13 protein-coding genes are annotated in these 14,905 nt (G+C 68.1%); 2 read left to right on the forward strand and 11 right to left on the reverse strand.

Annotated elements, in window-relative coordinates; translation table 11 throughout:
• Positions 1-166 precede the first annotated feature (166 nt).
• From ccoS to ccoN, 8 genes are all read right to left on the reverse strand, one after another.
• A complete protein-coding gene (gene ccoS, locus JCM7685_RS10200) occupies positions 167-325 on the reverse strand; it encodes a cbb3-type cytochrome oxidase assembly protein CcoS (RefSeq protein ID WP_074967727.1) in 159 nt (52 codons plus the stop codon).
• A gap of 12 nt (positions 326-337) precedes the next feature.
• Positions 338-2,539 (reverse strand): heavy metal translocating P-type ATPase, encoded by a 2,202-nt coding sequence (locus JCM7685_RS10205; protein ID WP_074967725.1) that lies wholly within the window; start codon positions 2,537-2,539, stop codon positions 338-340.
• A gap of 1 nt (position 2,540) precedes the next feature.
• Positions 2,541-3,005, reverse strand: coding sequence for a FixH family protein (locus JCM7685_RS10210; RefSeq protein ID WP_074967723.1), 465 nt, complete (start codon positions 3,003-3,005; stop codon positions 2,541-2,543).
• Positions 3,005-4,462 (reverse strand): cytochrome c oxidase accessory protein CcoG, encoded by a 1,458-nt coding sequence (ccoG, locus tag JCM7685_RS10215; protein WP_074967721.1) that lies wholly within the window; start codon positions 4,460-4,462, stop codon positions 3,005-3,007. Before ccoG ends, JCM7685_RS10210 begins: the two co-directional genes overlap by 1 nt.
• A gap of 291 nt (positions 4,463-4,753) precedes the next feature.
• A complete protein-coding gene (gene ccoP / locus JCM7685_RS10220; RefSeq protein WP_231964616.1) occupies positions 4,754-5,791 on the reverse strand; it encodes a cytochrome-c oxidase, cbb3-type subunit III in 1,038 nt (345 codons plus the stop codon).
• Positions 5,791-5,979 (reverse strand): CcoQ/FixQ family Cbb3-type cytochrome c oxidase assembly chaperone, encoded by a 189-nt coding sequence (locus tag JCM7685_RS10225; protein WP_074967719.1) that lies wholly within the window; start codon positions 5,977-5,979, stop codon positions 5,791-5,793. The genes ccoP and JCM7685_RS10225 overlap by 1 nt, the downstream gene beginning before the upstream one ends.
• A gap of 8 nt (positions 5,980-5,987) precedes the next feature.
• Positions 5,988-6,713 carry a cytochrome-c oxidase, cbb3-type subunit II gene (gene ccoO / locus JCM7685_RS10230; protein ID WP_074967718.1) on the reverse strand — a complete coding sequence of 242 codons (726 nt, stop codon included), beginning with the start codon at positions 6,711-6,713 and terminating at the stop codon, positions 5,988-5,990.
• A 9-nt stretch (positions 6,714-6,722) separates the two neighbouring features.
• The gene (gene ccoN, locus JCM7685_RS10235; protein WP_074967716.1) at positions 6,723-8,342 is read right to left on the reverse strand and encodes a cytochrome-c oxidase, cbb3-type subunit I; all 1,620 of its coding nucleotides are present in this window, start codon (positions 8,340-8,342) and stop codon (positions 6,723-6,725) included.
• 252 nt (positions 8,343-8,594) lie between these two features.
• On the opposite strand from ccoN, the gene JCM7685_RS10240 reads away from it, so the two are divergent.
• Positions 8,595-9,428, forward strand: coding sequence for a universal stress protein (locus JCM7685_RS10240; protein ID WP_074967714.1), 834 nt, complete (start codon positions 8,595-8,597; stop codon positions 9,426-9,428).
• A 124-nt stretch (positions 9,429-9,552) separates the two neighbouring features.
• Here the strand turns inward: JCM7685_RS10240 and fnrL are convergent, their stop codons facing one another.
• Positions 9,553-10,302, reverse strand: coding sequence for a transcriptional regulator FnrL (gene fnrL, locus JCM7685_RS10245; RefSeq protein ID WP_074967712.1), 750 nt, complete (start codon positions 10,300-10,302; stop codon positions 9,553-9,555).
• A 48-nt stretch (positions 10,303-10,350) separates the two neighbouring features.
• Here fnrL and hemN point away from each other — a divergent pair, with 48 nt between their 5' ends.
• Entirely contained in the window at positions 10,351-11,706 is a 1,356-nt protein-coding gene (gene hemN / locus JCM7685_RS10250) for an oxygen-independent coproporphyrinogen III oxidase (RefSeq protein WP_074967817.1), read from the forward strand.
• 61 nt (positions 11,707-11,767) lie between these two features.
• Here hemN and polA read toward each other — a convergent pair whose 3' ends face one another.
• Both polA and JCM7685_RS10260 read right to left on the reverse strand, forming a co-directional pair.
• Positions 11,768-14,572: a DNA polymerase I gene (polA, locus tag JCM7685_RS10255; protein WP_074967710.1), complete on the reverse strand. Its 2,805-nt coding sequence runs from the start codon at positions 14,570-14,572 to the stop codon at positions 11,768-11,770.
• 142 nt (positions 14,573-14,714) lie between these two features.
• Positions 14,715-14,903 carry a zinc-finger domain-containing protein gene (locus tag JCM7685_RS10260; protein WP_074967709.1) on the reverse strand — a complete coding sequence of 63 codons (189 nt, stop codon included), beginning with the start codon at positions 14,901-14,903 and terminating at the stop codon, positions 14,715-14,717.
• Between the last annotated feature and the right edge of the window lie 2 nt (positions 14,904-14,905).

Raw genomic sequence — 14,905 nt, forward strand, 5'->3', positions numbered from 1 at the left:
AAAGAAACCAAGCACCCGCGCCTTCGGCTTTGCCGTGCGGCGTCGCTCGGCGTGATCGTCCTGACCGCTGCTCACGATCTCCACATCGGGGCGAGATGGACATCGCGCGATCCTGATGTGAGACATCCGGGGCTTGCCTCGCAGGAGCCGAAGGCGCGCCCCCATCTTACGGCTTGGGATGGTCGTCCCACTCCGAGCTCAGGATGCGCTCGGCGTCGCCCTTGGGGTCCTCGTATTGCCGACCACGCAGCGCCCAGATGAAGGCCAGCAGGCCCAGCCCGCCCAGGCCCAGGGATACCGGAATGAGGATGCTTAGAATTTCCATGTCGCCCCCTCTCTAGCGCAGCCGCAAGGCGTTCAGCGTGACGCTGATCGAGCTCAGCGACATCGCCAGAGCTGCCATCAGCGGCGTCGCCAGCCCGGCGATGGCAAAGGGCACGGCGACGACGTTGTAGCCCAGCGAGATCGCGAAATTCTCCTTGATGCGGGACCGGGACCGGCGCGCGACCTCCAGCGCCTCGGCCACCGGCGCCAGGTCGCTGCCCATCAGCACGATATCCGAAGCGGTGCGCGCCGCATCCAGCGCCGAGGCCGGCGAGATCGAGACATGCGCCTCGGCCAGCGCCGCGGTGTCGTTGAGCCCGTCGCCGACCATCAGCACATGCCGGCCCTCGGCCCGCAGAGCCCGGATCGCCTCGGCCTTGCCCAGCGGTGCGACGCCGGCATGCCATTCGGCGATCCCCAGCCGTGTCGCCAGGTCCTCGACCACCGGCGCGGCATCGCCCGACAGCAGCAGCACCCGCCGGCGGCGCGACAGCAGCCGCGCCACGCAAGCCTCGGCCCCCGGCCGCAGCCGGTCCGAGAATTCCAGCCGGATCGGCCCGCCCTGCCCCAGAGACAGCCAACTGGCCGAAAGCCGGGCGTCACCATGCTCGGCCCCCAGCCAGTCGGCGCGGCCCAGACGGACCTCGCGCCCCTGCCAGCGTCCGGCGATGCCGTAGCCCGGCACCTCGCGCAGATCCTCCAGCGGCGCGGGCCGGGCCCCGGCCTCGACCAGCGCCTGGGCCAGGGCCTGCGACAGCGGATGGCCCGACCCCTGCGCCAACGCCAGCGCCACCGGCCGCGCCTCGGCCGGCACCGCCGCCAGCGACACAAGCTGCGGCACGCCCATGGTCAGGGTGCCGGTCTTGTCGAAGACCACGGTGTCCACCTCGGCCAGCCGTTCCAGCGCGGTACCGTCCTTGATCAGCATGCCGCGCCGGAACAGCCGCCCCGAAGCCGCGGTGACCACCGCCGGCACCGCCAGCCCCAGCGCGCAGGGGCAGGTGATGATCAGCACCGCCGCCGCCACGTTCACCGCCAGCCGCGGGTCGCGCGTGGCCAGATACCAGCCCAGGAAGCTGCAAAAGGCCAGCAGATGCACCAGCGGCGAATACAGCCGCGAGGCGCGGTCGGCGAGGCCGGTGTAATGGCCGCGCGCCGATTCCGCCGCCGCGACCAGGGCTGTCAGCCGCGCCAGCGAGCTGTCGCGCCCGGCTGCCGTGACCCGCATCAGCAGCGGGCCGGTCAGGTTCACTTCGCCCGCCGACAGCGCAAGCCCGGGCGCCGCCGGCACAGGGATGCTTTCGCCGGTCAGAAGCGAGCGGTCGATCTCGCTGCTGCCCTCGGCGATCTCGCCATCGGCCGGTACCCGGGCGCCGGGGCGGATGCGGACCAGATCGCCGGGACGAAGGTCCGCCACCGGCACTGCCTCGTCGCCCGCCTCGGTCACGCGGAAGGCGCGCGGCACCTCGAGCGCGGTCAGTTCCTCGGCGGCCGAGCGCGCCACGGCACGGGTGCGATAGTCCAGGTAGCGGCCGATCAGCAGGAAGAAGCACAGCATCACCGCCGCGTCGAAATAGGCGTGATGGCCGGAATGGACCGTCTCGTAGACCGAGATCGCCGAGGCCAGCACCAGCGCCAGCGAGATCGGCACGTCCATGCCCAGACGCCCGTGCCGCAATGCCCGCCAGGCGCTGGCAAAGAAGGGCTGTCCAGCGAAGGCCACGGTCGGCAGGGCGATGGCGCCGGAAATCCAGTGGAACAGGTCGCGGGTCGCCGCCTCGGCCCCGGACCAGACCGCGACCGACAGGATCATGATGTTCATCATGGCAAAGCCCGAGACGCCGATCCGCATCAGGATGTCGCGCCCCTGCCGGTCGGCGGCCGAGGCCGACAGCGCCGCCGGGTCGAGCTCATGCGCCTCGTAGCCGATCGATTCGACCACCGGGATCAGGTCCTGCGCTTCCAGGCCCGGCGCATCCACGGTGACCCGGCGCAGAGTCAGGTTCACCCGCGCCGCGCGGACGCCGGGGTGGCGGGTCAGCACGCGCTCGACGTCGGTGATGCAGGTGGCGCAATGGATCGTCGGCAGGGACAGGATCACGTCCTCGACCGCGCCGCCGCGGGCATCGGCGATGCGCCGCGCCAGGGGCGCCGCGTCGCAGGCCGGACAGGCGGAGAGCCGGACGGCATGGTCCTGCAGCGAGGCGTCGGACATGTCAGTTCACCCGGTTGCCGTGGTAATGGTCGATGCGCTGGCGAAAGACGGTGCCGTCGGGCGCGATGGCGGTCAGGTGGATGTTCCACAGCCCCGGCGCCAGCGTCAACGGCGCCCGGAATAGGCCGTCGGCATAGGCGAACTCCGGGCTCTGATCCTCGCGCACATGGGTCGGGCGGCCGACGATGACCTGAAGCGTCTCGACCGGGGCCGGATTGCCCTGGGCATCGCGGATCGCCAGCGTGAGTTCATGGCCGTCGAAATCCGGAGTCACCGTCCAGTCCAGCGCCTGCTGGGCCGCGCGCTCGCGGTCGAAGTCCTGCGAGGCGACATAGCTGTTCTTGACCTCGAGCCCCGGGAAGGTGCCGACCGCCTTGACCGCCATGAAGACGTTGACGCCGATGATGATGCCGAAGGCGGCCAGGGTGATCAGCAGCACATGACGGCCGGTCAGTTCGCGGGGCATCATTCGCTCCTTCCGTGGAAGACGGTGCCGACATGGGTCCTGACGCCATCGGTGGCATCCTCGACCCAGAGCGTCAACTCGTTCTGGGCGCCTTCGGCAAGCGCCGAGCCCTTTTCGGCGGTGATATAGACCCGCTGGGTATGGGTGCTGTTGGCAGCCACCTCGACCTGGCCGCCCGGCAGCCCTTCCAGCGTCACCTGCGTGCCCTGCGGCGCGGTGCCGTCCGGGCCGGTGACCGAGACGCTGAATTCATGCCCGCTGCCCTGCTTGTTGCGCAGCCGCAGCGCGTAGGTGTTGCGGATCGCGCCGTCGGCCATGGTGACATAGAGCGGGTTCCTGACCGGCGTCACGTTCAGGTCGAAGGGCGAGCGCAGGAACAGCGCCACCATCAGCCCCACCCCGATCCCGCCCCAGAGCGTGAAGTAAAGCAGCGTCCGCGGGCGCAGGATGTGCTTGAGCAGCGGTTTCGGCTTGCCGCCGGCACGCTCGGCCGCCTCGTCGCGCAGCGCCATGTAGTCGATCAGCCCGCGCGGCTTGCCGATCTTGTCCATCACGTCGTTGCAGGCGTCGATGCACAGCGCGCAGGTGATGCATTCCAGCTGCTGGCCGTCGCGGATGTCGATGCCCATGGGACAGACGTTGACGCAGGCCATGCAGTCGATGCAATCGCCCTTTGCGCCGCCGTCCGAGCGAGTGGCCTCGCCCTTGTGGATCTTGCCGCGCGGCTCGCCCCGCCAGTCGCGATAGGCGACGGTCAGCGTGTCCTCGTCCATCATCGCGGCCTGGATGCGCGGCCAGGGACAGGCATAGATGCAGATCTGTTCGCGGGCAAAGCCGCCGAACAGGAAGGTGGTCGCGGTCAGGATGGCCATGGTCATATAGGCGACCGGATGGGCCTGACCGGTGAAAAGATTGCCGAGCAACGTCGGCGCATCGGTGAAATAGAAGATCCAGGCGCCGCCGGTCAGCACCGCGATCGCCAGCCAGATCGTCCATTTCGTCAGCCGCAGCCGCAGCTTGCGCGCGCTCCACGGCTCGTTCCACAGCCGGACGCGGGCGTTGCGGTCGCCCTCGACCCAGCGCTCGGTCAGGATGAAGAGGTCGGTCCAGACCGTCTGCGGACAGGCATAGCCGCACCAGACCCGGCCCAGGGCCGAGGTGAACAGGAACAGCCCCAGCCCCGCCATGACCAGCAGGCCGGCGACGAAATAGAATTCGTGCGGCCAGATCTCGATCCAGAAGAAATAGAAGCGGCGGTTCGCCAGGTCGACCAGCACCGCCTGGTCGGGCATGCCGGGACCGCGGTCCCAGCGCAGCCAGGGGGTGATGTAATAGATCGCCAGGGTCACCGCCATGATGACCCATTTGAGGTTGCGGAACGTCCCCTTCACCCGGCGCGGAAAGATCGGCTCTCGGGCGGCGTATAGGCGTGGCGGGTCGATGTCGGATTGCGACATGATTGGCTCCTGTTGCGCGCGTGGCTCGGGTCTAGGCCCTGGCGGCGGCGGACGCATTGATCTGCGTCAAGCGCGTGGCGTTCGCGCTTATACCGGCGACGGAACCCGGGCGGCATGGGCCGTATTGTCGCATTGATGGGACGGGAAAGCACGCGCCGGCTTGCGTTGCCTGGTCTCCTGCGCATTTCATTGGAACACCGGCCCCCCTGGAAACGCGCGAACAGGACGGGGGGCCGGTGCCTCCGGGGCCGGTCGCCCGGCCGCGGATCTGGGATGCAGGTCGCGGGGCGGCTATTCGCCGCCGCCCAGACCGTGCACATAGGATGCGACCGCGCGGATGTCGGCCTCGGACAGCCGGCCGTTCCAGGCCGGCATGACGCCGAAGGGTCCGTCATGCACGATCCGGGTGATCGTCGCCGGATCCGAGCCATAGAGCCAGACCGCATCGGTCAGGTTGGGCGCGCCCTGGCTGCGGTCGCCGGTGCCGTCCTCGCCATGGCACGAGGTGCAGTTGTCGGCAAAGACCGTCGCGCCTTCGGCGGCCAGCGCCGCGTCATGCGGCTTGCCGCCCAGTTCCAGCACATAGTTCACCACCTGCCGGATCTGGGTGTTGTCCAGCAGTTGGTCGGCGCCGAACTTCGGCATTTCCGAATAGCGGGTGTCCTCGTCCTTGGGATCGCGGATGCCGTGCTGGATCGTGGTGTGGATGTCGTCCAGCGTGCCGCCCCACAGCCAGTCGTTGTCCAGAAGCGTCGGATAGCCCGAGGCCCCGCCCGCGCCCGAGCCGTGGCACTGCGCGCACCAGGTGCGGAAGATCGCGGCGCCGGCATTGGCGGTATAGTTCGCCAGCTCCGGATCGGCGGCGATCTGGTCCAGCGGCGTCTCGACCAGCTTGGCCTGGATCGGCGCATTGGCGTCGGCGAAGCGCTGGATCTCGGCCGCCACGTCCGAACGGTAGTTCTGGCCCAGCAGCCCCTTGGTCGCCCCCGAGATCAGCGGGATCGCCGGATAGGCCACCAGATAGAACAGCCCCCAGACGATGGTGGCATAGAAGGACCACAGCCACCAGCGCGGCAGCGGGTTGTCGTATTCCTCGATCCCGTCCCAGCTGTGGCCGGTCGAGGGCACCTCGATCACCTTGCGCACGCCCTTGCGGTCGCGGACCACGCGGGTGCTGCCGACCGGGCGATGCAGCGGCTTGCCGTCCGGCCCCTCGGGCGGATGGGCCGCGATCTGCGCCTCGTGGGCCTTGTCCGCGGCCTGGCGTTCCAGCTCGATCCGGTTGTCCGGGTTCTGCGGGCTGGTGTGCTCGTCGTCGGTATCGGCCATCACTCGACCTCCTTCTGACCCGCCGCGCGCGGGCTCGTCTCGTTACGGAAGATGCTTTCCGCCGCGTCGCGGTGCAGCGGGCGCGAGCCCGGCCGGAGGGCGAAGACGATCGCCCCCAGGAAGAACAGCACCAGCGACAGCAGCACCCAGCTGTCGGCCAGTTCGCGCAGGAAGGAATATTTTTCCATCGCGGGCCTCAGCGGTTCGGATCGGGCTCGAAGGTCGAGAAATCGACCATCGTGCCCAGCACCTGCAGATAGGCGACCAGGGCGTCCATTTCCGACACGCCGGGGCGGCGGTCGAAATTGCGCTGCTGCGCGCCGGGATAGCGCTCTTCCAGCCCCGAGGCATCGGCATCGGGATCGGCCTGGGCGCGGAAGTCGGCGACCGCGTTCGTCACCATGGCCTCGTCATAGGGCACGCCCACCAGCGCGTCGGTCTTGAGCCGCTGTCCCATGTTCGAGGGGTCGATGATGCGGTCGTGCAGGAAGCCGTATTTCGGCATGATCGATTCCGGCACCACCGCCTGCGGGTTGGTCAGGTGGTCGATGTGCCATTCGTCCGAATAGCGCCCGCCCACCCGGGCCAGGTCCGGCCCGGTGCGTTTCGACCCCCATTGGAACGGATGGTCGTACATCGACTCGGCCGCCAGGCTGTAATGGCCGTAGCGTTCCACCTCGTCGCGCATCGGGCGGATCATCTGGCTGTGGCAGACATAGCAGCCCTCGCGGACATAGATGTCGCGGCCCTTCAGCTCCAAGGGCGTGTAGGGCCGCATGCCCGTCACCTTCTCGATGGTGTTCTGCAGATAGAACAGCGGCGCGATCTCGACGATGCCGCCGATGGTGACGACCAGGAAGGAAAAGACCAGCAGCAGCGTCGCGTTCTTTTCGAGGACTTTATGCTTGTCAAGGATTGCCATGATCCGTCCTCACTCTGCCGGGACCGCGACGACGGTCGCCTGGGTCTTGGGTTGCTTGGCGACGGTGGCCCACAGGTTGTAGCACATGATCAGACCGCCGGTCAGATACAGCACCCCGCCCAGCGCACGCACCACGTTCATCGGGAATTTCGCGGCCACGGTGTCGGCGAAGGCGTTGACCAGGAAGCCCTGGTTGTCCACTTCGCGCCACATCAGCCCCTCCATGATGCCCGAGACCCACATCGAGGCCGCGTAGAGCACCAGCCCGATGGTGGCGAGCCAGAAGTGCCAGCTGACCAGACCCGTCGAATACAGCCGCTCGCGGCCCCAGAGGCGCGGCGTCAGGTAGTAGAGCGCGCCGAAGGTGATCATGCCGTTCCAGCCCAGCGCGCCGGAATGGACGTGGCCGATGGTCCAGTCGGTGTAATGCGACAGCGAGTTCACCGCCTTGATCGACATCATCGGCCCCTCGAAGGTCGCCATGCCGTAGAAGCCGACGGCCACCACCATCATGCGGATGATCGGGTCGGTGCGCAGCTTGTCCCAGGCGCCCGACAGCGTCATCAGCCCGTTGATCATGCCGCCCCAGCTGGGCATCCACAGGATGATCGAGAACACCATGCCCAGCGTCGAGGCCCAGTCGGGCAGCGCGGTATAGTGCAGGTGGTGCGGGCCGGCCCAGATATACAGGAAGATCAGCGCCCAAAAGTGGATGATCGACAGCTTGTAGCTATAGACCGGACGCTCGGCCTGCTTGGGGATGAAGTAATACATCATGCCCAGGAAGCCCGCGGTCAGGAAGAAGCCGACGGCGTTGTGGCCATACCACCACTGCGTCATCGCATCCTGCACGCCCGAGAACAGCTGCACCGATTTCGAACCCAGGAAGCTGACCGGAATCGACAGGTTGTTGACGATGTGCAGCATGGCGATGGTGACGATGAAGGACAGGTAGAACCAGTTCGCCACATAGATATGCGGCTCCTTGCGCTTCAGGATCGTGCCCAGGAACACCGCCAGATAAACGACCCAGACCAGCGTCAGCCACCAGTCCACGTACCACTCGGGCTCGGCATATTCCTTGGACTGGGTGGCGCCCAGGATATAGCCGGTCGCCGCCAGCACGATGAACAGCTGATAGCCCCAGAACACGAACCAGGCCGCGTTGCCGCCCCAGAGCCGCGCCGCCGAGGTGCGCTGCACCACGTAGAACGAGGTCGCGATCAGCGCGTTGCCGCCAAAGGCGAAGATCACCGCCGAGGTGTGCAGCGGCCTGAGCTTGCCGAAGTTGGTATAGCCCATGGTGATGTCGCTGAGGTTCAGCGCCGGAAAGGCCAGCTGGAAGGCGATGACCACGCCGACCAGGAAACCGACCACGCCCCAGAACGAGGTGGCGATGACCCCGGCGCGAACCACGCCGTCCATGTATTCGTTCTCGGGGTGGGGATCGAGCGAGGGTTGCTCATTGCCCATCTGGCGCAGCACCCGCACGAACATGAATCCCGCGACCAGCATCACGATCAGCGCGTTCACCAGATAGGCGGGATCATCGGGTCGCGCATAGTTGGCGGCGATGGCGGCCAGGACCGCGATCACCCCAAGCGCGATCAGCTTGATGGTATCCAACATTGAAATTCCTGTCCTTCATCCTGTGCCGAAGACGCCCGAATCGCATGCGGCTGCGGTGGAAATGCGGCTCGACTTCGGTGTTCTACAGTCACACGGTTTCGTGACACATTGATCTGCGTCAATCGGTCTCGCATCGATAGGTGTAAAATCGCAAAATACCCGGACAGGATGTCGCAGCGCGCTGCCGCCAGCCGTTGCGATTCCCCCGCACTCCGACGCAAGTCGGACCCAACGCGAAATGAGGAGAGGCCCATGGGCTACAAGACCATCCTGACCGTCCTGACCGATGCCGGCCAGCAGCAGCAGCTGGACGCCGCGGTCGCCATGACCCGGCGCGAGGACGCGCATCTCGACGTGTTCTGCATGGGCGTCGACCATACGCAAAGCGGCTATTACTACGCCGGCGCCTCGGCCTATGTGTTCCAGGAATCCATCGACAAGGCCATGGCCGCCGCCGGCGAGCTGGAAGAGAAGGTGCGCGAGCGGCTGAACCCCGAGGATGTCCGCTGGTCGGTCGATTCCGCGGTGGCCCAGGTCGGCGGCCTGTCCACGCTGGTGGGGATGCGGGCGCGCTATTCCGACCTGGTGCTGCTGAACCGCCCCTACGGCCCCGGCGCCACCCCCGACGCCGAGGCGGTGACCGAGGCGGCGTTGTTCGAGGGCTCGGCCCCGGTGCTGATCGTGCCGCACGAACTGACCGAGCCCTTCGGCAAGAAGATCATGATCGCCTGGAACCAGTCGAACGAGGCGCTGGCCGCCGTGCGCCGCGCCCTGCCGCTGCTGATCGCCGCCGAAAGCGTCGAGATCACGGTGATCGACCCCTCGCCCAACGGCCCCGAGCGTTCGGACCCCGGCGGCGCGCTGTGCCAGATGCTGACCCGCCACGGCGTTACGGCCGAGATTTCGGTGCTGGCGCGGACCCTGCCGCAGATCAGCGACATCCTGAACCGCCGCGTGACCGAGATCGGCGCCGACATGCTGGTGATGGGCGCCTATGGCCATTCCCGCTTCCGCCAGGCGATCCTGGGCGGCGCCACGCGCAACATGCTGGAAAAGGCCGAGGTGCCGGTGCTGATGGCGCGCTGACGCCGGCGGCGCCGCGCCCCCGGGCAACCCCGCCTCGCGCGGGGTGCCCGGGGCGAGGCCGAAACAGGCTCAGGCTTGGATCATCAGGCTCGGATCAGATGAGGCGGATCGGCTCAGGCGGCGATCAGCTCAGCGGCCCGCCGTCGGAATCGTCGCCGCTTTCGATGACCAGCCGCTGGAACGAAGGCACGATCACCCGGCGCTTGCCGTCCAGTTCGATCACCCCGTCGCGCTTCAGGGCGCTTACCTGCCGGCTGACGGTCTCCAGCGTCAGCCCGAGGTAATCCGACATCGCCTCGCGCGTCAGCGGCAGTTCGACGATGATCCGCCCCTCGGGCCGGCGCTTGATCAGCGCGGCCTCGCGCCGGGCCAGGATCACCAGCAGCGAGGCGATCTTCTCGCGCGCGGATTTCCGCCCCAGCAGCAGCAGCCAGTCGCGCGCGGCGTCCAGCTCGTCCAGCGTCATCTCCAGCAGGCGGGTGGCGATGCGCGGGTTGTCGCCCAGCAGCTTCTCGAAGGGCTTGCGGCGGAAACAGCACAGCAGCAGGTCGCTGGTGGCGGTGACGGTATAGGCCGCGATCTCGCGCCCCGGCCGGCCCAGGAAATCGCTGGGCAGCAGCAGCCCCACCATCTGCGTGCGCCCGTCCTCCAGCTGCTGGGTCAGCCCGGCCATGCCCGCGACCACCGAGCCGACGAAATCCATGCGGTCGCCGGCCCAGACGACGACCTGCCCGGCCTCGTAGCGCCGGTAGAATTTCATCTCTTCCAGCTCGTCCAGTTCCTCGCCTTCGCAATGCGCGCAGACGGCTCGATAGCGGATCGGGCAGATTTCGCAGGGCTGCTGCGTCGCGCAGAGGGCGGCGTCATGTGGCATTTGATTTGGGTCAAGGTCCTGGCGCGTGTTCCCGGCCAATATAGCAATATGGAACAGCAATCGCAACTTAAGCGGCTGGGACTGTTTGACGCGCGCGTGCCGCGCTATACCAGCTATCCCACCGCGCCGCATTTCACCGCCGCCGTGGCCGAGCCCGTCTTCCGGGACTGGGTCGCGGCAATCCCGGCGGGCGCCTCGATTTCCTTGTATATGCATGTGCCGTTCTGCCGCCGGCTGTGCTGGTTCTGCGCCTGCCGGACCCAGGGCACGCAGTCGGACGAACCCGTGCGCGCCTATGCCGAGGCGCTGCTGGCCGAGCTGGAGCTGCTGAAGGCGGCGCTGGCGCCCGGGGTGAAACTGTCGCGGCTGCACTGGGGCGGCGGCACGCCGACGCTGATGCCGGCCGAGATGATGCGCCGCGTCGCCGGCGCGGTGCTCGGCACCTTCCCGCTGGCCGAGGGCGCCGAATTCTCGGTCGAGATCGACCCGAACGAGATCGACGACGCCCGCATGGACGCGCTGGCCGAGGCCGGGCTGACCCGCGCCTCGATCGGGGTGCAGGACTTCGACCCCGAGATCCAGCGCATCATCGGCCGCGAACAAAGCTTCGAGGTGACCAAGCGCGCCGTGGACATGATCCGCGACCGCGGCATCGCCAGCCTGAATGCCGACATCCTTTACGGCCTGCCGAATCAGGACCCGCGCCGGATCGCGGAATCGGTGCAGAAGCTGCTGGCGCTGGCGCCGGACCGGGTGGCGCTCTACGGCTATGCGCATGTGCCCTGGATGGCCAAGCGCCAGGTGATGATCCCCTCCGAGGCGCTGCCCGACCCGCATGGCCGGCTGCGGCTGTTCGAGACCGCGCGGCAGCTGTTCCTGACCGACGGCTATGACGAGATCGGCATCGACCATTTCGCCCGCCCCGGCGACGGGCTGGCCCGCGCGCAAAGGGCCGGGCTGCTGCGGCGCAACTTCCAGGGCTATACCGACGACCGGGCCGAGGTGCTGGTGGGCCTGGGCGCCTCGTCGATCTCGCGCTTCCCGCAGGGCTACGCGCAGAACGCCCCCGCGACCGGCGCCTATCTCGGCCATATCCGCCAGGGCCGGTTCTCGGCCACGCGCGGCCATGCCTTCAGCGCCGAGGACCGCTGGCGCGCCCGCATGATCGAGGCGCTGATGTGCGACTTCCGGATCAGCGCCCAAGAATTCATCCGGGACCACGGCTTCGACGCCGCCGGCCTCGCCCGGGTCTTCGCCCCGGTGGCCGCGCATTTCGGCGCCATGGTGGAAACCGACGCCGCCGGCCTGCGCATCACCCCCGAAGGCCGGCCGCTGACGCGGATGATCGCGCGCATGTTCGACGGCTACGACATGGCCGCCTCGGGCCATTCCGCCGCGATCTGAGCCCCGGTTTCTTCGTTCTCCAAATACTCGCCCGGCCGCACCGCAAGCGCGGCCGCGGCCGTCAATGCGCCTCGGCCCAGCTGGTCCCCTGCCCGGCATCGACGATCAGCGGCACGTCCAGACGCACGGCGGGATCGGCCGCGCCCTGCATGACGCCGCGCGCGACCTCGATCAGCGCTGGGACCGCCGCCTCCTCGACCTCGAAGACCAGTTCGTCATGCACCTGCAGCAGCATCTTCGCCGGCAGATGCGCGATGGCCTCGGGCATGCGGATCATGGCGCGGCGGATGATGTCCGCCGCCGCCCCCTGGATCGGCGCGTTGATCGCCGCGCGCCGCGCGCCGCCGGCCGAGGGCCCGCTGAGGTTGATCCCCGGCGTATTGATACGGCGCCCGAACAGCGTGCGCACATGGCCGTTCTGCTTCGCCTCGGCGACGGTGCGATCCATATAGGCGCGGATTTCGGGAAAGCGCTCGAAATAGGTGTCGATGAAGGCCTGCGCCTCGGCGCGCGGAATGCGCAGGTTGCGCGACAGGCCGAAGCCCGAGATACCGTAGATCACCCCGAAATTGATCGCCTTGGCGCGGCGGCGGATCATCGGGTCCATGCCCTCGACCGGCACGCCGAACATCTGGCTCGCGGTCATGGCGTGGATGTCGATGCCGTCGCGGAAGGCCTGCTTCAGCGCCGGGATCGCCGCGACATGGGCGAGGATCCGCAGCTCGATCTGGCTGTAGTCGAGGCTGACCAGCCGATGGCCCTCGGCGGCGATGAAGGCCTCGCGGATGCGCCGCCCTTCCTCGGTCCTGACCGGAATGTTCTGCAGGTTCGGATCGGTCGAGGCCAGCCGCCCGGTCTGCGCCCCGGCGATGGAATAGCAGGTGTGCACCCGCCTGGTCTCGGCGTTCACATGCAGGGGCAGCGCATCGGTATAGGTCGATTTCAGCTTCGAGAGCGCCCGCCAGTCCAGCACCCGCGCCGGCAGGTCGTGGCCCTCGGCGGCCAGGTCCTCCAGCACCTCGGCCCCGGTGGAAAAGGCGCCGGTCTTGCCCTGCTTGCCGCCGGACAGCCCCATGCGCTCGAACAGGATCTCGCCCAGCTGCTTGGGGCTGCCGACGTTGAAGGGCCCACCCGCCAGCGCGTGGATTTCGGCCTCCAGCGCCGCCATCTTCTGGGCGAAGCTGCTCGACATGCGGCGCAGGTGGTCGGCGTCGATGCGGATGCCGGCCATCTCCATATCGGCCAGCACCGGCACCATCGGCCGCTCCAGCCGCTCATAGGCGGTGGTCACCCGTTCCTGCCCCAGCTGCGGGCGGAAGTGATGCCACAGCCGCCAGGTCACCTCGGCATCCTCGGCCGCATATTCGGCGGCCTTGTCGATGGCGACCTGCTGGAAGCCGATCTGCGCCTTGCCCGAGCCGATCAGGTCCTTGATCGGCAGGCAGCGGTGGCCCAGATAGGTCTGCGCCAGCTCGTCCATGCCGTGGTTGTGGGTGCCGGCGTTCAGCGCATAGGACAGCAGCATCGTGTCCTCGACCGGCGCCATGCGGATGTCGTGCCGGGCCAGCATCTTCCAGTCGTATTTGATGTTCTGGCCGATCTTCAGCACCGCCGGATCCTCGAGCACCGGCTTGAGCAGCGCCAGCGCCCGGTCCAGCGGCAGCTGTCCCTCGACCGCGGCGCCCGAACCGAACAGGTCCGCGGCGCCGTCCACATGGCCCAGCGGCAGATAGGCCGCCCGCCCCGGCCCGGTGCAGAGCGAGACCCCGACCAGCCGTGCCTGCATCTCGTCGAGCCCTGTGGTCTCGGTATCGATGGCGACCTGACCCTTCTCGACGATCTCGGCCAGCCATTCGGCCAGCACCGCCTCGTCGCGGATGGTGACGTAAAGGCTGCGGTCGATGGCCGGCAATTCCGCCTTGGCGGCCGCGATCCGCTCGGCCGCCGCCGGCACCGGCGCGGCGGGCGGCTCGGCGCCGAAACGCTCGGCCACGCGGTTGGTCAGGGTGCGGAACTCCATCCGCGTCAGGAACTCCAGCAGCGGCTGCGGCTCGGGCTCGCGGATCGACAGGCTCTCCAGCGTGCGATCCAGCGGCGTGTCGCAATCCAGCTCGACCAGCCGCTTCGAGATGCGGATCTGCTCGGCATGGTCCAGCAGGACCTGGCGCCGCTTGGGCTGCCTGATCTCGCCCGCGCGCGCCAGCAGGGTTTCAAGATCGCCATATTCGCCAATCAGTTGCGCGGCGGTCTTGATGCCGATTCCAGGGGCGCCCGGCACGTTGTCGATGGAATCGCCGGCCAGGGCCTGCACGTCCACCACCCGTTCGGGGCCGACGCCGAACTTCTCGCGCACCTCGTCGGGACCGATGGGCTTGCCCTTGATCGGGTCCAGCATCTCGACGCCGCCGCCGACCAGCTGCATCAGGTCCTTGTCGCTGCTGATGATGGTGACGCGCCCGCCGGCATCGCGCGCCCGGCAGGACAGCGCCGCGATGATGTCGTCGGCCTCGTAGCCCTCGGTCTCGATGCAGGCGATGTTGAACGCCCGCGTCGCCTCGCGGGTCAGGGGAAACTGCGGCCGCAGATCCTCGGGCGGCTCGGGCCGGTTCGCCTTGTAGAGCGGATAGATGTCGTTGCGGAATGTCTTGGAACTGTGGTCGAAGATCACCGCCGCATGGGTCGGCTGGTCCGAACCCGAGCCGTCCTGGATGTATTTCCACAGCATGTTGCAGAAACCGGCGACCGCCCCGATGGGCAACCCGTCCGAGCGCCGCGTCAGCGGCGGCAGCGCGTGATAAGCGCGAAAGATGAAGGCCGAGCCGTCGATCAGATGCAGGTGATGGCCCTTGCCGAATACGTCCGTCATCTGCGCCCCATCCTTCTGCCGCCCTTCGAAAGCCCTTGATGCCACGAAGCGCCGACCGGGCCAAGGGCGCCCCCGGCTTTCTCCGTTTCGGAAATACTCCCGCCGGAGGCCAGCGACCGTGCCGCCTTCCGCAAGGCGCGGATCAGTGATCGTCGTGGGCGTGGGCGCGGTCGATGACGAAGCGCTTGTCGCAATAGCCGCATTCGACCCAGCCGGTATCCTGCGGAATCGCCAGCCAGACGCGCGGATGGCCCAGGCCCCGCGCCTCGTCGCCGTCGCAGGCGACCTTCCAGCGGGTGACGGTCTGGATCTCGGGGGCCGGAAGGGTCATGG

Source organism: Paracoccus aminovorans, assembly GCF_900005615.1.
Lineage (GTDB): Bacteria > Pseudomonadota > Alphaproteobacteria > Rhodobacterales > Rhodobacteraceae > Paracoccus > Paracoccus aminovorans.